Raw genomic sequence first — 16,220 nt, 5'->3', positions numbered from 1 at the left:
ACATCCACCTCCACGAGGCCGGGTTCCACCGGCTGTACCAGAGCCTTTCATCTTCCCATGGACCCGCCCCACGGGCCAGCGCGCAGGCGGCGGCTCATCCCCGCCGGCTGTTCCAGATCAGCGCCGCGCCCTGGCGATTGGCTTCAGTAAAGGCTTTGGCGGCGCGCGTCAAAGCCGACTTCAAGGTCATGTCGTCTTCCCCCGGGAACCACAGCGTGGCGCCGGTGGGATGCTCCCCAAGGGTTCCGCGAAGCCGCGTGATCAGGACCTCCGCGCCCTCCTCGCTGGTGTGGGGCATGATCAGCAGGTACTGGTCCGCCGACAGCTCGATGAGCAGATCCTCGCCCCGCAGGCGGGACGCGGCGGCGGCAAGGCGGCCCCGGGTGCCCGTGACCAGGGGCTGGGACCAGAGGGCCAGGGCGATGGGCTCCTTGCGGCGGCGGGCCATGAACAGCGAGGCGCGCAGCCAGATGTCGAGGTAGCGGCGGTTGGGCAGGCCCGAGCGGGCGCTCTGGAGGGCGCTGTCCTCCACGATGGCACCGCTGAGCTCCAGGGCATCCAGTGCGCCATGCAGCTCCTGCTTCATGCTCTCCGATTCCAGGGTGCGGGCCATGAGGTGGCCCATGGCGCGGATCAGCTCCGTCTCGCTGCGGTCGAAGGCCTTGGGGGCGCGGTGCTGCACGCACAGGGTCCCGATCACGTTCTCGCCTTCCTTCAGGGCCACGCCGGAGTAGGCCCGGATGCCGAGCTGCAGGTGCCCCGCGCTCTTCCGCCACCGTGGTTCCAGGGCCGCGTCGCGGATGGTGAGGGGGCGGTCCGGATGGGCCATGACCCAGGGGCAGAACCCCTTCTCCGGCGCGGCGAACACGTCGTCCATGCTCGCGTCGTCCGCCACGGCCCACCAGAAGACCTCATAGCCCAGCCCCGTGACCCGGGTGAGCAGGGCGCGATCCACGCTGAGCCGATCCACCAGCAGAGCCAGGCCGTGTTCGAAGAGGCGGGCCGGATCCGTCCGGCTGGCATTGAGCAGATCCGCCAGCGCGGCGAGGTGGTTCCCCTTGGCGCTGCGACGCTTGACCGCCTTTCCAGGGCTCACTCGTGTCTCCAGAAGGTATCCCTAGGGTGCCGGGCTTTTCCCATAGCGCAAGGGGTGGGCTCGAATGGATCTACCAGCTCACCACACGGAGGCTGGGACTGATCTCCACTCGGCACGGCCTGCGGCCGTGACCGAGGTGCCGTGTAGGGGGTGGGGCCAGTCCTCCCACGGGCATTTCACCAGCTCACAACGCGAATGCTGGGACTCACTTCCTCCTGGAGCAGCCCCTCGATGTAGCGCAGGGTGCCGCTGGTGGAGGAGGGGCAGGAGCCGCAGGCGCCGTGGTAGCTGATCTGGAGGGTCTGGCCGTCGAAGGAGATCACCTCCAGGCCGCCGCCATCCCCGGCCAGGCCGGGCCGGATGCGGGAGTCCAGCAGCTGGTTGATGCGCTCCAGCGTGGCGTCCGCGTCGCCACCGGGCGTCAGCCCCGCCGCGTCGCCCGTGTCGTTCTCCGGGAGCTTCAGGTCCTCGATGGATTCGCAGATGGGATCGATGAGGTCGGTCCACTCGGCCGACGGCTCCTTGTTCACCGTGACGAAGCGGTCCATGTAGAACACGGAGGTCACCTTGCCCAGGGCGAAGAGGGCCGAGCCCAGCGGATCGCCCACGGCCGCGCCGAAATCCTTGAAGGACCGCGAGCCGGCCTTGAGGATGGCCGGATGCACCAGGAACTTCAGAGCGTCGGGATTGGGGGTGGGCTCGATGTTGATGACCTTGGGCATGGCAGACTCCCAATAAAGTTTACCAAATTCGTCAGGATTTTCGAGCCGTATCCTTTTGGGCATGATCCGACCCAAGGCTCTCCTGAGCTGGTCCAGCGGCAAGGACGCCGCCTGGACCCTGCACACCCTCCGTCAGGCGGCCGAGGTGGAGGTGGTGGGCCTGCTCACCACCACGAACGCCGCCTTCGACCGGGTGGCCATGCACGGGGTGCGGGCCGCCCTGCTGGAGGCCCAGGCCGAGGCCGCGGGCCTGCCCCTCTGGAAGGTGCCGCTGCCCTGGCCCTGCCCCAACGAGGCCTATGAGGCCCTCATGGCCCAGGCCTGCGCCCGGGCCGTGGCCGAGGGGATCGAGGTCATGGCCTTCGGCGACCTGTTCCTGGAGGATGTGCGGGACTACCGCATCCAGAAGCTGGCGGGCACGGGCCTGGCCCCCCTTTTCCCCATCTGGAACCCCGACACGGCCGCCCTGGCCCAGGCCATGGTGGCCGCGGGCCTGAAGGCCACCCTGACCTGCGTGGATCCCCGGGCCCTGGAGGCCTCCTTCGCCGGCCGGGCCTTCGACGCCCAGCTGCTGGCGGACCTGCCGGCCTCGGTGGATCCCTGCGGGGAGCGGGGCGAGTTCCACACCTTCGTCTGGGACGGGCCCATGTTCCACCATCCCGTGCCAGTCCGGCGCGGCGAAGTCGTGGAACGGGACGGGTTCGTGTTCGCGGACCTGGTGCCCGCATGACGCCCCAGGCCACGGGCGCCAGCCTGATGGATCCCGGCAGGCCGCTCATCCTCGTGACTGGCGCCACGGGCTACATCGGGGGACGCCTGGTGCCCCGCCTGCTCGCTGCGGGCCACCGCGTCCGCTGCATGGCCCGCAACCCCGACCGCCTGGCCGGGCGCAGCTGGCCCGGGGCGGAGGCGGTGAAGGGGGACGTGAGCGATCCGGCCTCCCTGGCGGTGGCCCTGGAGGGCGTGTCGCAGGCCTACTACCTGGTCCATGCCATGAGCGAGGACCGGCCGGATTTCCGCGACCGTGACCTGGGCCACGCCCTGGTCTTCGCGGCGGCCTGCGCCAAGGCCGGTGTGCAGCGGATCATCTACCTGGGCGGCCTGGGGGATCCCGCGCGGCAGCGCAGCGAGCACCTGGCCAGCCGGCAGGAGGTGGGCGCGGCCCTGGGGTCCACCGGCGTGCCGGTGCTGGAGTTCCGGGCGGCCGTCATCGTGGGCAGCGGCAGCGCCAGCTTCGAGATGCTCCGCCACCTCACGGAGCGCCTGCCCATCATGATCACCCCGCGCTGGGTGAACACGCGCTGCCAGCCCATCGGCGTGCGCAACGTGCTGGGCTACCTCACCGAGGCGCTGGAACATCCCGAGGTCTCGGGCATCTTCGAGATCGGCGGCCGGGACATCCTGGACTACCGGCGGATGATGCTGGGCTACGCCGAGGCCCGGGGCCTGCGCCGCCTCATCATCCCCATGCGCGTGCCGCTGCCGATCCTGTCGGCGCTGTGGGTGGACCTGGTCACGCCGATCCCGCTGGAGCTCGTGAAGCCCCTGATCGAAGGGATGACCACCGAGGTGGTGGTCCGCGATCCCCGGGCCCTGGAGGTCTTCCGGGTGCGGCCCATGGCCTACAAGGAGGCCCTGGCCCTGGCCCTCGAACGCCTGGACGAGGATGCCGTGGAGACCACCTGGGCCACGAGCCTCTCCCGCGAGCAGGAGGAGCAGGTCCTGGGTTCCCACGAGGGCATGTTCCTGGAGCGCCACCACCGGCACGTCAAGGCGCCGCCCCACGTGGTGTTCGACACATTCTGCGCCCTGGGCGGGGAGAACGGCTGGCCCGCCGGCAACTGGCTGTGGCAGATCCGGGGCCTCCTGGACCGGGCCTTCCGGGGCATGGGCATGCGGCGGGGCCGCCGCCACCCGAGGCAGCTGCGCGTGGGCGACCCCGTGGACTTCTGGCGGGTGGAGGCCCTGGAGGAGGACCGCCTCCTCCGGCTCCGGTCCGAGATGAAGCTGGACGGCCATGCCTGGCTCCAGTTCACGGTGCGGCCCGAAGGGGCGGGCTCGCGGCTGGAACAGCTGGCCTTCTTCGAGCCCCACGGCGTTCTCGGGCTCATCTACTGGTATTCGATGCTCCCCTTCCACCTCTTTGTGTTCCCGGGCATGATCCGGGCGCTCAAGCGACGGGCCGAAGCCGCCGTGACAGAATCGAGGCCGGGAGCCTGACATGTACGATGCGCAACGCGATGCCTGCCTGGCTGCGGCCCAGGCTGGGGGGAAGGTGCTCCTCGGGTACTTCCGGAAGCTCGACCCGGCCGCCATCACCGAGAAGACCAAGAACGACTTCGTGAGCGACGCCGATCGCGCTGCCGAAGCGGCCATCCGCGCTGAGCTGGATTTCCGCTTCCCCCAGTACGGCTTCGTGGGCGAGGAGGGCGGAGCCTCGGGAGACACCGAGCGCCGCTGGATTGTCGATCCGCTGGACGGCACGCTCAACTTCGTCCAGGGCTTCCCCCACTGGTGCGTGTCCGTGGCCCTGTGGGACGCGGACGGTCCCGTGGTGGGCTGCGTGCTGGATCCCCTGCGGGAGGACTGCTTCCTGGCGGTGCGGGGGATGGGCGCCACCTGGAACGGCCAGCCCATGCGCGTCTCCCGGCAGGCGGGGCTGGACGGGGCCTTCCTGGCCACGGGCTTCGCCTTCCAGCTGGGCGAGCGCTGGCCGGCCTTCAACGCCGCCCTCGGCCGCGTCTTCCCCCGCGCCAAGGGCATCCGCCGCGCCGGCAGCGCCGCCCTGGACCTGGCCCATGTCGCCTGCGGCATCTTCGACGGCTATTTCGAGCTGGGCCTCAAGCCCTGGGACATCGCCGCAGGCGCCCTGCTGGTGCAGGAGGCCGGCGGCATCATCACCGACTGGGAAGGCGGGCAGGAGTGGTTCGAGAGCGGGAGCCTGGTGGTGGGGAATCCCGGAGTGCAGCAAGCGTTGCGGGCCTGTTTGCACCCGTCCTAGTCAACCGGCTTGATCAGGTCCTCGAAAGGCGGATACCCGCGGAACTTGCGGAAGGCCTCGTCGTGAGTCAGGACGTAGGTGAGGTTCTGGCCATCCAGAATGACCTGGCGCAGGCATTCGACCATCCTCTCCTTCTCCCCGAGCGCGGCCAGGACACAGGCGCATTCAAACGGATGACCGGGTATCGCGCCTGGCCGCGACGGAAGGGCAGCCAGCTGCACTTCCACCGCCCGGGCCTCGGCGGTCTCGCCCAGTTCCGCCAGGAGGATCCCCCGATCGGAGAGCGGATCCGGATTGCCGGGGTCGCTTGCCAGCCGGGCGTCCGCCAGGGCCAGCGCCTCCCTCCGCCGCCCGAGCATGCGGAGCATGTGGGTGGTGTGGAACCACAGCCGCGGGTCCGATGAAGGCGGATGGCGATCCAGGAACCGCGCCGCCCAGCGCCGGCCCTCATCCTCCCGGCCGTGGGCATGGAACTCCACGGCGGCCGCGGCCTCCAGGGCCCGGGGTGGGCCAGCTAGCCCGCGGCTCGGCTTGACGAGGTCGCCGGCCAGCACCGCCTGCTCCACCTCTGCCACCCGGCCCATGGCTGCGAGCGCCCCAATTTCTCGTACGCGGAAGACGATGTTGTCCGGCACCACCGCCATGCCTTTGCGAGCCAGTTGTAGCTCCTCCTCGTACTCTCCCCGCTGGTGCAGGATCCTCCCCATGGGGAGGGCGATCCATCCCGCGAACCAGCCCTCCCAGTTCAGCGAGGAATCCAGGATCGGCCGGAATTCCCGGAGCGCGCTGCCATCCCGGTGCATACGCAGGTACAGGTTCCCCAGGTCGTAGTGGAGCGCATCGAAATCGCCACAGGTCGCACGGACATCCAACAGGGCCTTGACGCCCTCCGCGGGCCGGTTCTCGGTTTTCGCCCGGAAGTAGCGCAGGTAGCCGCGCTCCGCGAACGTGTAGGCGGAGCTGCGGGGCTCGATCGCGTCGAGCAGGGCCCTCGCCTCCTCAGCGCGCTTGGGCGTGGCGAGGTAGGCGAGGAGCACCTGGATGGCGTCGAATCCGTCTGGGTCGCTTTCCAGAAGCTTGCGCAATCCAGCGATTGTACCTTCGGGATCGGCATTGAACTGCTCGTAGTACTTCTTCGACTGCAGCCAGGTGTCCAGGCGGGGCGCCCGCCAGGTGCCGAGCCTCGTGCCGCCGTTGTCGCAGAGGGACACGGCCAGCGCCCCGGCCAGGTACTGCCGGAGCTCCTTCAGCGCGGCAGTGGGGTCCTCCGCCGGTGCCTGCCATGGCCCGAGGGAATAGATGGTCGTGCCTGTCCACGGATCCTCGAGCCGGGCCTGGAACACCAGGTCCCGGCCGCGCCGTGCGTAGCTGCCGGTCGCGACCAGCCGCGCGTGCGTGGTCTCCGCCAGGCGTTGCAGGTCGCGTCCCCCAGGGTTCACGGCCAGCTTCAGGCTCCCCACCTTCTCCAGGTCCTGGCGGACCAGGTCTGCAGCCTGCTGGCCCAGCTCGTCCAGGGAGGGGTCCCCCGTCCGGTTCTCCAGGGGCAGGACCAGCGCGAGGTGGTCGTCCCACCTGGGCGCAGCCGGCTCCCAGGGGTGCCACCACAGAAGAAGGCCGAGAGCTGCGGCCAGGGCCACTCCGGCGGCGGGCAGCAGCCTTCTGCGGGGCAGCCGCAGGCGGGCCCGCAGCCTGGACGGGGGCCGGGGGACCGGCGTGCCCTCCTCGGTCGTCAGAGCCGCCAGTGCCGCCTCGAGCTCGCCGTCGCTCCCGTAGCGCTTGGCTGGATCCTTCGCCAGGCAGCGGTGGACGATCGCGGTGAGACCCGCCGGGATGCCGGTCGCCAGGTGTTCCAGCGGCACCGGCTCATCCCGTACGATCGCCGCCAGCGTCTCCGCAATCGAATCGCCGGAGAAGGGGCGGCTCCCGGCAAGCATCTCGTAGAGCACCACGCCGAGGCTGAACTGATCGGACGCGAACCCCACGGTCTTCCCGGTCGCCTGCTCGGGGCTCATGTAGAACGAGGTTCCCACCACCATCCCGGTGCTGGTAGCGAGGGTCATCACCGACGTGGGTTCCTCCCCCGCGCAGCTGCGCTTGGCCAAGCCGAAATCCAGGATCTTCACCACATCGCGCTGGGTGAGGAAGAGGTTCTCGGGCTTGAGGTCCCGGTGGATGATGCCTCGCTCGTGCGCCGCCGCCAGCCCTGCGGCGATTTGCCGCCCCAGTTCCGCGATGCGCGCCACTGTCAGCGGGCCCTGGTTCATCAGCTCGCGCAGGGTCAACCCCTGGAGCAGCTCCATGACCAGGAAGGGCGAGCCCTCGTGGGTACCGAGCTCATAGACTGTGAGGATATTCGGGTGGTTCAGCGCACTCGCCGCCCGGGCCTCCCGCTCGAAGCGGTGCAACCGCTCTGCGTTCTCGGCGAAGGCCGCCGGGAGGACCTTGATGGCCACTTCTCGCCCGAGCTTCGGGTCATGGGCGCGGTACACCTCGCCCATCCCGCCCTTGCCCAGCAGCGCGAGCACGCGGTACGGACCGAGGGAGGTGCCGATGGGAAGATTTTGAGCAGGCATTGCCTTCGCCTCAGAAGGTCAGGGACAGGCCCCAGCTCAGGTTGCGGCCGGTGAGCCAGGCCCAGGGTTGGCGCCAGTTGGGGTTGCCTTCCGGGTAGGAATACTCCCCCCAGGCTTTGCTCTCGTCCACGCCGACAACCGTCCGCTGGTTGAACAAGTTGAACACGTTCAAGGAGGGCGTGACCTTGACCCGGCTGAAGCGCAGCTCATAACGCAGAATGAGGTCGCATACCACCTGGGTGGGCATGCGGCCGTGGTTGCCGTACCTGCCGTCGATGGGGTGTACCGCCCCGTTGTAGCCGCCGAAGTTGTTGGTGTCGTCCCAATCGGTACTGGGGATACCGCTCACCAGCCGAGTGAAGGTACCGACGGTGAAGGTGTGGCCAAAGAGCGGGAGGCTCTTGGTGGCGAGCAGCTTCAGGCTGTGGGTGTGGTCGAGGGGCAGGAGGCCCACGCCCACATAGGGCCAATAGTCGTAGGTGACTGACAGGTTGGCACTGGCCTGGAACTGCACGGCCAAGCCTTCGTAGGAGCCCTCGAAGCGGCTGCGGGTGTAGCTGAGCTCGAGGCTGTAGTCGGGGCCGCGCTTGGCCAGGGTGAAGTCGATGGCCCGGTAGAGGTTGTAGGCGGTGGGGAAGACATCGTTCACCCACACATTGAGCGCGCCGGGATCACGGTGCAGGGCATTGTTCCGCCAGCGCACGGTGGCGCCGGACTTGGGATTCCAGAGGATAGAGAACCCTTTACCGTCGATGGGTTTGCCGTCGCGGTCGGTGGGGACCGAATCCTCGATGACATGGGTCAGCTTGCGCCAGCGGAGGTGGACGCCGGTCAGCCATCCGCTGGCGAACTGGTGGTCGTAGCCGAAGGTGTACTCGTCCCGTTGCGGAAGCTGGATGCCCTCGGCGATGGGCGGACGCGTACCCCAGAATGCGCCGATGTCGAAGGTCGGACGCGGGTCGAACCCGGGGATGCCGTCCGGAGGACCTGTAATGGCCCAGGCGCGGGTCGTGAGGTCGTAGCTGGCGCTGGCGGGGCTGTAGTTCTCCCAGAGGTTCACGCCGCCCCCCCCAGTGGACATCACTGGGTTCAGGGGGATCTGCTCGTAGTAGCGGCCGTAGCTTCCGCTCAGCTTGCTTCGGCCGTCGCCCTGCAGGTCCCAGGTGAAGCCGATGCGCGGCTGGGTGACATCCTTGGCCCGGGTGAACTTGAAGAAGGTGCTCCCCTGGTTGTCGCGCTGCTCTTGGCCCTCGTAGCGGAGCCCGTACATCAGGTGGAAACCCGGCCGGATCTCCCAGGTGTCCTGGAGGTAGAGGGCGGAGTAGTCGCCGGTGGCCCGCGAATCCCCGGAGGAGAAGATCCGCCGCAGACCCCGGAATTGGTACTGATTGGGTCCGGAGTTGAATTGATAGATGTTGACGGCATAACCGCCCGTGGTCTGTCCCTGGCTGATCCACTCCGGCATGACTCGGCTCACTCCGGCTTTGATGGCGTGGCCGTCCAGCAGCCAGGTGAAATCGGCGCGCACCTGACGAGTGGTGATTGCGTTATTCAGGTTGTACGGCCCAAATCCACCGTACTGGAAACCGCTTCCGGGAAGGGTGGACGGGGGCAGTGGCTGGGAGCCCCAGGGCCCCAAGGGGCTGTAGTACATCAGGTCGTTTACCCGCACCTCGGTGCCATCCGTCGGCCTTCGCTTCAGGTCGAACTGGGAACGTCCAGCCTTCACCGCCAGCACCATCGAGGGGCTGATGCTCCAGTCCCAGTTGAGGTTCACGTTTCGGGTGCGGTCATGGATCGACCGGCCGAGCTGGGCGGTGCCGTTCGGTGAGGGATAGCGGTGGTCCTGGCTCTGATCGCGGTTGCGGTCCTGGAGCACGAGGATCAGTTGATGGTCCAGGTGCGGGAACCAGTTCACCTTGCCGTACAGGTTGCGGGTGTCATCCTTCGGTGGGTCGGACCTGAAACCTTGGTTGTTGGGGGTCACGGAGGCCGGGTCGGGCTCCACCCGGTTGAAATAACCGCCGAGGAAGAAATACAGGCGGCCCTTGAGCAGGGGCCCGCCGACCGTGAAGGTGGAGTCCCAGGTCCGCTGCGGGTCGTTGGGCTTCAGCTGACCCTCGGCCGGGTTGTAGTTCGCGCGTGCCTGCAACTGCGGAATGGTCGAGGTGTATGCCAGGGAACCGGCGAAGGTGTTGGTGCCCTGCTTGGTGACCGCCACCACGATACCGCCGAGCGCCGAGTACTCCGGGGCGAAGCCGCCAGTTTGTACCTCCACCTGCTCGATCCAATCCTTCGGCACGACCGCGCCCTGGAAGCCGGTGCGGAAGTCGTTCGTCAGCAGTCCATCGAGCAGGTACTGGTTTTCCAGGGAAGACGCGCCGCTCACCGAGGGATTGCCATTCCAGTTGGTGGCGCCAGTGTTCGTGAAGCCCGAATCCTCCACCCCGGGCCCGAGCATGAGCATGTCGCTCAAGTCCCGGCCGGTGGGCAACCGCTCAAGGTCGGGGGCGGTAAAGCTGGAGCCCTGGGTGTTCGCGCTCAGGTCCACCTGCAGGGTCGCGGCTAAAACCTCAACCCGCGCCTGTCCCAACGGTGCCATCTTCACTTTCACAGGGTGGACATTGTTGGTGGTGACGGTGAGGGGCAGGGACAGCGTGGAGTGGCCCGCCAGCGTGATCTCCAGGATCCAGTCGCCGGGGTTGAGCAGGGGGAGATGGAATCCGCCCTTCTGGTCCGAGGTGGTCGTTCGCTGGATTTGCGATGAGGTCGCCCGAACCCTGGCGCCCGCCAGGGGTGTGCCTCTGGTGTCACACACCAGACCGGTGACAGCCCCAGTGGTGGACGTCTGCCCCCGCAGCGGCGGGCCGGCGATCAGCAGAAGAGGGATCAAGTAGCTGACGGACCGCGGGGACAACATGCTGCCTCCCTTGGTGCTTCGCGAGCCGGATCAGGAGGATGGGGTGGATTAAGCAGATAAATGGTTCAGCGATAGGTCGCCTTTTTCAAGGGAAAAGATGCCCTCGTCGTCAATGCGCCCACGCTGACCATCAGCCCTGCGGTTCAACCGTGCTGCTTAGGCTCTTTCATCAGGTACATCCGTCGGTCCGGATGAAGCACCGTGTGCGGCGGCTACGCCTCGCCCCTGGCCCGTCGGCTGTAGACGACGACGTAGAGACACAGGGCCACTAGGGCGGTGAGGCCGAGCCATTCGCCCAGGGCGCCTTCGGCCTGGTGGGTCGTGAGGATGGGGAAACCCTCGGTCCACTTGAGCTTCACGAAGCTGGCCACCACGCCCATGATGGCGCCGCCGGCCATGAGGCCGCTGGCGATGAGCACGCCGCGGTTCTCCCGGGCCTTGGCGTCGGCTTCGGAGGTGCCGGCCTTGGGCCGATTCACCCAGTGGGCCAGCAGGCCGCCCAGGAACAGGGGGGTGTTCAGCTCGATGGGGAGATACATGCCCAGGGCGAAGCCGAGGGCAGGCAGCTCCACCATGCGCAGCACGACGGAGAGCATGACGCCGAGGCCGAAGGCGTACCAGCGCAGGGGCATGGACACGGTGCCGAAGATGCCTTCGAGGATGGCCTTCATGGCACTGGCCTGGGGCGCAGGGATGGAGGTGCCCAGGGCCATGGTGCCGTCCAGGTTCACCTGCTTGGCCATGAGCCACATGGCGATGCCCGTGAAGAGCGCCGCCACGAAGGTGCCCACGAACTTCCAGCCGATCTGCCGGGCGGGCGTGGCGCCGATCCAGTGGCCGATCTTGAGGTCCGTGCTGAAGGCGCCGGAGGCTGCCAGGGCCGTGCAGACGATGCCGCCCACCATCATGGTGAGGAACATGCCGTAGCCGCCCGTGAAGTTCAGCTTGAGCATCAGCACGCCCGTGATGACAAGGGTCAGCATGGTCATGCCGCTGATGGGGTTGGTGCCGATGGTGGCGATGGCGCGGGCCGCCACAGGCGCGAAGAAGAAGGAGATGACCATCACCACGACGGTGGCGACCAGGGCGGGCACCAGGGCGTGCTGGATGCCCACGCCGAAGCTGAGGAAGGCCATGGTGCCGACGGTGCAGGTGACCAGGCCCACGGCGATCATGGAGCCAGGAAGGCTTCGTTCCGTGCGCACGGCCTTGGGGGATTCGGCAGCGGCATCGCGGTTCATCAGGGCCTTCATGTTGCTGATGATGCTGCGGATCATGTTGGGCATGGAGGCCAGCACGCCCATGACGCCAGCGCCGGCGATGGCCCCCACGCCCACGATGCGGATGTAGGAGAAGAAGACCTGCTCCGGCGTCATGTCGGCGATGAGCTTGGTGCCGGGGGCCACGATCAGGGGTACGTACTGGCCGATGGCGTGGAAGAGGGGTACCAGCACGAACATGCTGAAGAACGAGCCGGCGGCGATCACGGCGGAGTACTTCAGGCCGATGATGTAGCCGATGCCCAGCGTGGCGGCGCTGTTCAGGAAGTTGAAGGACATGAACCGGTCGCGGAGGGCCCGACCCACCCAGACATGCTCCAACCGCAGGTACTCGCCCATGCCGCGGAAGATCGAGGTGATGCCGTCATAGAGTGCGCCGATGCCGGCGGCGACAGCCAGCTCCTTGGCCTGGTTGCCGGCCTTCTCGCCCGTCACCAGGATCTCTGCGGTGGCGGTGGCTTCGGGCCAGGGGAAGATGCCGTGGTTCTCCACCATGAAGTGGTGGCGCAGGGGCACCAGGAATAGGATGCCGATGCAGCCGCCCAGGAAGCTCACCAGCACCACCTGCCAGAGCGTGGGCGTGGGCACGCCGCTGCCGGGTGTCTGGGCCAGGATGTAGAGGGCGGGGATGGTGAAGGCCGCGCCGCTTACCACGTGGCTGCTGTTGGCGCCGATGGACTGGACGATGACGTTTTCGAGGATCGTGTTCTTGCGGGGGAAGAAGCGGCTGAGGCCCACGGCGAGGATGGCGATGGGGATGGCGGCCTCGATGCCCTGGCCCAGCTTCAGGGCCAGGTAGGCGGCCGCCATGCTGAAGATGGCGCAGAAGATGAGACCCATGGTGATGGCCCGGGGCGTGGTTTCCGGTACGCCGTCCTGGGGCACCAGGGGAACGTAGGCTTCGCCGGGGTTCAGCGGCCGACGCGCATTCAAGGGCAGGCCCTTGATCTCCTGGGGTTCGGATCCTTGGGACATGGAGGTCTCCTGGAACTAGAGAAAACTGATCACCACCAAGGCACCAAGAAAGGCAGAAAAGAAATCTTTTTCAGTTCTTGGTGTCTTGGTGGTGAGACTTCAGGCGGGATAGGACTCGAGGACGGACTGGACCACGCGGCGCGACAGGCCGTGGTAGCCGGGGCTGGCGGCGGCGAAGATCTCGCGGGCCAGGGCGCGGGTGCGGGCGTGCTGGCCCAGGGCGCCGTAGAGGGGCCGCAGGTACTTCATGCGGCCCACGCGCATCAGCACCTCGCGGATGCGGGCGAAGGCCGGCTCGTAGTCCGCGGCGGCGGCCAGGGTGAGCCACTCCACCAGGATCTCGTGGTTGCCCCGGTCCATCAGCTGGAGGTGCGCGTCCAGCCACGCGCAGTCGGCCTGGCTGAGCTGGCGGGGCAGCTTCTGGAGGTAGACCTGCAGCTCCGCAGGCGTCCAGGCCGCGATCTGCTGGGGCGTGGGCCGTCCGCCCGCAGCCCAGCTTTCGGCCAGGGTCGTGAGGCCGTCCAGCTGGGCGCTGCGGAACTGGGGCGCGGTGGCCGGGATCCCGGGCTCGTCCAGGTAGGCCTTGGCGTTCACCGCCGCCAGGGCGCCGGGCAGCTGCTCGTCCACGAAGGCGCAGAACTGCTCGGTGGTGATGGAGGTGAAGCGGAAGGCGTCCATGTAGTCGCGGAGGAAGCGGTGGAAGCGGTCCTCGCCCACCTGCCGCTCCAGGGCGGCCACGAGGCGGGCGCCCTTCTCGTAGGGGATGCTGGAGAAGGCGTCGTCGGGGTCGATGCCCTCCAGGTGCAGGCGCAGGAGGGTGAGGTGGGGCTCGTTCTTGAAGCGCTCCAGGCTGTCCTCCAGGGCCTTCTGGCCCATGGCCCAGCCCAGGGCGGCCGCGTCGTCGCCATGGAGGGTGCGCAGGATCTTGCGCTCGGCCCACACGGTGAAGCCCTCGTTCAGCCAGAAGTGCTCCATGCTGGCGTTGGTGACGAGGTTGCCGGTCCAGCTGTGGGCCAGCTCGTGGGCCACCACGTCCACCAGGCTGCGGTCCCCCGCCAGCAGCGTGGGCGTGAGGAAGGTCATGCGGGGGTTCTCCATGCCGCCGTAGGGGAAGGAGGGCGGCAGCACCAGCATGTCGTAGCGGTCCCAGGGGTAGGGCCCGAAGAGGCCCTCCGCCTTGGCGATCATGCCCTCCACGCCCGCGAACTCCCAGGCGGCGGCGGCGACCGTTTCCGGCTCGGCCCAGACGCGGCTGCGAGGGCTCAGATCACGGGATTCCAGGCGTCCCACGGCCAGGGCCAGCAGGTAGCTGGGGATGGGCTGGGGCATGGTGAAGCGGAAGACGTGGCGGCCGTCCCCGGTGGCCTCGTCGCCATCGGGGCCCGCGGACATGACGGCCGTGAGGCCCTCGGGCACCGTGACCTCGGCCTGGTAGGAGACACGCGCGATGGGCGTGTCCTGGCAGGGCACCATGGTGCGGGCGTGGATCTGCTGGCACTGGCTGAAGAGGTAGGGCGCCACCTTGCCCTCGGTCTGCCCGGGATCCAGCCACTGGAGGGCCATGGCGTCCGGGGCGGTACGGTAGTGGATGACGACTTCCCTCGTGCCAGCCGGCGCGGTCACCCGGAGGCGGCTGCCGAGGATGGGATCCGCCCCGCCCAGCTCCCAGGGGATGGGACCCTGGCCCGGTACCTGCACGGCCTGGATCTCCAGGCCCTTGGTGTCCAGGTCGAGCGGGCCCGAAACCGGGTCGTCGAACTCCAGCACCACTTCCCCGTCGATGCGCTTGGCGGTGAAGTCCACGCCCAGCTTCAAACGGAGGCGCCGGGCCTTGGGCTGGGCAGCATCGTAGTAGGAATGCGGATCAGGGCGGTGCATAAAACCTCGGGGAACCCGCCATCATCCCACAGGGTCTGGAATAGCAGAGATCACAACTGGGAAGGCCCCGCAAGCGGGGCCTTCCATATGGGAACCGCGGGTTTCCAGCCCGGGACTACTCTTCGTCGGGAGCCAACCCATCCACCTTCTTCACCTTGATGACATCTCCGTGGTCCTTGACGATGCAGCGCAGCCAGTCCTCGGGGGCCTTGGGGTGGGTGACCTCGCCCTTCTCGTTGCGGACGTTGCCATCCAGGTACTTCCAGATGAGGGACTCGCCCAGCTTCTTCCAGCGGGCCATGAGCTGCTCGGTCTGCTGGCCGGCGTACCGGGTGAGGTAGTCTTTGGCGAGCCCGGGATCCTGCTTGTAGAGGTTCAGGGCCGTGTGGTCCACCTCGGCTTGGTCGGCCAGGAAGCGGCCCTCGAACTCGCGCTGCACCTTCTGGACGTCGACGATCATGTCGCTCCAGCGGGTGTAGGTGTAGTTGCTCACGAAATTGAAGGTCCAGAAGGCACTGTCCCAGCTGAAGGAATCGAAGTTGCCGGTGCCGATGGCGAAGGCTTTCGGCGGTTCCTTGATGCCGCAGGAGATGGGAACGTACACGGTGGTGTAGGTGTCATCCACGCCGAACCAGAGCACGCCGCCCACGGGAGCCGGCATCCAGCCGCGGGCCTGGCTCACGAAGGAGAAGCCGGTCTGCTGGGTGCTGATGGCGCGCTCGTGGACGTAGTCCTGGCCGTCGATCTTGAAGCCCATGGGCCGCCAGCGGTAGGGCAGCTTGTAGGGGCCGGCGCCCACATCCTTGGTCATGTCGAACTCGGTGCCCTCGTAGTGGTCGCGCATGAGCTGCATGACGTCTCGCACGTCCAGCTTCTGGTCGGGCTTGATGAAGAGGGGCATGGGCTTGGCGCCCTTCTCCGCCTTCACGTAGTCGATGGGGATGTTCAGGCTGGGGGCGGCGCGGCGGAACAGGCTCCAGACGCGGGCCTCGCAGGCGCGCAGGGCGCCGAAGGTGAGGGGCGCGTAGGTGTCGGCGAAGCTGAAGTCCTTGTCCGCGCCCTTGAACCAGCCCTTCTCCCGGGCGAAGGGGATGAGGTCCTTGCTGAAGAGCGCGGTCTTGGGGTCGTTCTGGGGGAACTGGCGGATGCGGGCCTGGTTGGCGTGGGCGCTGATGGTGCCGTCGGGGAGCTTGTAGGCCACCCATAGGGCGCCCTTCTGGCCCTTGCCCTTGCCGATCATCTCGAGGATCCACACCTCATCCGGATCGGCGATGGAGAAGCTCTCGCCCTCGGAGGCGTAGCCGTAGGTCTCGGCGACGCTGGTCATCACCTCGATGGCCTCGCGGGCGGTTCTGGCGCGCTCCAGCCCGATGTAGATGAGGCTGCCGTAGTCCACGATGCCGCTGGGCACGTGCAGCTCCTTCCGCCCGCCGAAGGTGGTCTCGGCGATGGTGAGCTGGTGCTCGTTCATGTTGCCCACGCGGGTGTAGGTCACCGGCGCTTCGGGGATGCTCCCGAGGCTCTTGCCCGTGTCGAAGGTGTAGCCGCTGTCCCACTCGCGGATCTCGCGCATCTCGCCGGGCAGATGGCGCCCGCCGCGCTTGAAGTAGAGCTCGCCGTAGAGCGTGTGGCTGTCAGCGGCGTAGGTGATCATGGTCGAGCCGTCCTTGCTCGCGCCCTTGGTGACGAGCAGGTTGGTGCAGGCCTCCAGGGCCGCGCCGGCGGCGAGGAGGGTGGCGAGCAGGACGATGGGGCGGAGACGCATGGAAAGTCCT

10 protein-coding genes are annotated in these 16,220 nt (G+C 67.9%); 3 read left to right on the top strand and 7 right to left on the bottom strand.

Translation table 11 applies throughout. From position 1 onward, the window contains the following. Positions 1-94: 94 nt before the first annotated feature. The gene (locus QSJ30_RS11410) at positions 95-1,096 is read right to left on the bottom strand and encodes a GAF domain-containing protein (protein WP_285609339.1); all 1,002 of its coding nucleotides are present in this window, start codon (positions 1,094-1,096) and stop codon (positions 95-97) included. A gap of 176 nt (positions 1,097-1,272) precedes the next feature. Next, on the bottom strand, positions 1,273-1,818 hold the full coding sequence (locus QSJ30_RS11405) for a NifU family protein (protein WP_285609337.1): 546 nt from the start codon (positions 1,816-1,818) through the stop codon (positions 1,273-1,275). Between the two features lie 61 nt (positions 1,819-1,879). Between QSJ30_RS11405 and QSJ30_RS11400 the strand changes: the two genes are divergently transcribed. Genes QSJ30_RS11400 through QSJ30_RS11390 form a run of 3 tightly spaced genes read left to right on the top strand, consistent with a single transcriptional unit; the run spans position 1,880 to position 4,819 of the window. Continuing rightward, the gene (locus QSJ30_RS11400; protein ID WP_285609335.1) at positions 1,880-2,548 is read left to right on the top strand and encodes a Dph6-related ATP pyrophosphatase; all 669 of its coding nucleotides are present in this window, start codon (positions 1,880-1,882) and stop codon (positions 2,546-2,548) included. Continuing rightward, a complete protein-coding gene (locus tag QSJ30_RS11395) occupies positions 2,545-4,038 on the top strand; it encodes an SDR family oxidoreductase (RefSeq protein WP_285609333.1) in 1,494 nt (497 codons plus the stop codon). Before QSJ30_RS11400 ends, QSJ30_RS11395 begins: the two co-directional genes overlap by 4 nt. A 1-nt stretch (position 4,039) precedes the next feature. Continuing rightward, on the top strand, positions 4,040-4,819 hold the full coding sequence (locus tag QSJ30_RS11390) for an inositol monophosphatase family protein (protein WP_285609331.1): 780 nt from the start codon (positions 4,040-4,042) through the stop codon (positions 4,817-4,819). Here QSJ30_RS11390 and QSJ30_RS11385 read toward each other — a convergent pair. From QSJ30_RS11385 to QSJ30_RS11365, 5 genes are all read right to left on the bottom strand, one after another. Next, positions 4,816-7,392, bottom strand: coding sequence for a serine/threonine-protein kinase (locus QSJ30_RS11385; protein ID WP_285609329.1), 2,577 nt, complete (start codon positions 7,390-7,392; stop codon positions 4,816-4,818). The genes QSJ30_RS11390 and QSJ30_RS11385 overlap by 4 nt on opposite strands. Positions 7,393-7,402: 10 nt before the next feature. Then, complete coding sequence (locus QSJ30_RS11380) at positions 7,403-10,312, bottom strand: TonB-dependent receptor (protein WP_285609328.1); 2,910 nt, start codon at positions 10,310-10,312, stop codon at positions 7,403-7,405. Positions 10,313-10,524: 212 nt separating this feature from the next. Further along, positions 10,525-12,567: an OPT family oligopeptide transporter gene (locus QSJ30_RS11375; protein WP_285609326.1), complete on the bottom strand. Its 2,043-nt coding sequence runs from the start codon at positions 12,565-12,567 to the stop codon at positions 10,525-10,527. Positions 12,568-12,666: 99 nt separating this feature from the next. Further along, the gene (locus QSJ30_RS11370) at positions 12,667-14,445 is read right to left on the bottom strand and encodes a M1 family metallopeptidase (protein ID WP_285609324.1); all 1,779 of its coding nucleotides are present in this window, start codon (positions 14,443-14,445) and stop codon (positions 12,667-12,669) included. Between the two features lie 115 nt (positions 14,446-14,560). Beyond that, complete coding sequence (locus tag QSJ30_RS11365) at positions 14,561-16,210, bottom strand: dipeptidase (RefSeq protein ID WP_285609322.1); 1,650 nt, start codon at positions 16,208-16,210, stop codon at positions 14,561-14,563. Between the last annotated feature and the right edge of the window lie 10 nt (positions 16,211-16,220).

This window comes from Geothrix edaphica (assembly GCF_030268045.1).
Taxonomy (GTDB): domain Bacteria; phylum Acidobacteriota; class Holophagae; order Holophagales; family Holophagaceae; genus Geothrix; species Geothrix edaphica.
The sequence above is the reverse complement of the archived record's forward strand: the minus strand, read 5'-3'. Positions and strand labels throughout refer to the sequence as shown.

Excerpts from the sequence above, each read along its gene's own strand:
- QSJ30_RS11405 (WP_285609337.1), bottom strand. The coding sequence starts at position 1,818 with ATGCCCAAGGTCATCAACATCGAGCCCACCCCCAATCCCGACGCTCTG.
- QSJ30_RS11400 (WP_285609335.1), top strand. The coding sequence starts at position 1,880 with ATGATCCGACCCAAGGCTCTCCTGAGCTGGTCCAGCGGCAAGGACGCC.
- QSJ30_RS11395 (WP_285609333.1), top strand. The coding sequence starts at position 2,545 with ATGACGCCCCAGGCCACGGGCGCCAGCCTGATGGATCCCGGCAGGCCG.
- QSJ30_RS11390 (WP_285609331.1), top strand. The coding sequence starts at position 4,040 with ATGTACGATGCGCAACGCGATGCCTGCCTGGCTGCGGCCCAGGCTGGG.
- QSJ30_RS11385 (WP_285609329.1), bottom strand. The coding sequence starts at position 7,392 with ATGCCTGCTCAAAATCTTCCCATCGGCACCTCCCTCGGTCCGTACCGC.
- QSJ30_RS11380 (WP_285609328.1), bottom strand. The coding sequence starts at position 10,312 with ATGTTGTCCCCGCGGTCCGTCAGCTACTTGATCCCTCTTCTGCTGATC.
- QSJ30_RS11375 (WP_285609326.1), bottom strand. The coding sequence starts at position 12,567 with ATGTCCCAAGGATCCGAACCCCAGGAGATCAAGGGCCTGCCCTTGAAT.
- QSJ30_RS11370 (WP_285609324.1), bottom strand. The coding sequence starts at position 14,445 with ATGCACCGCCCTGATCCGCATTCCTACTACGATGCTGCCCAGCCCAAG.
- QSJ30_RS11365 (WP_285609322.1), bottom strand. The coding sequence starts at position 16,210 with ATGCGTCTCCGCCCCATCGTCCTGCTCGCCACCCTCCTCGCCGCCGGC.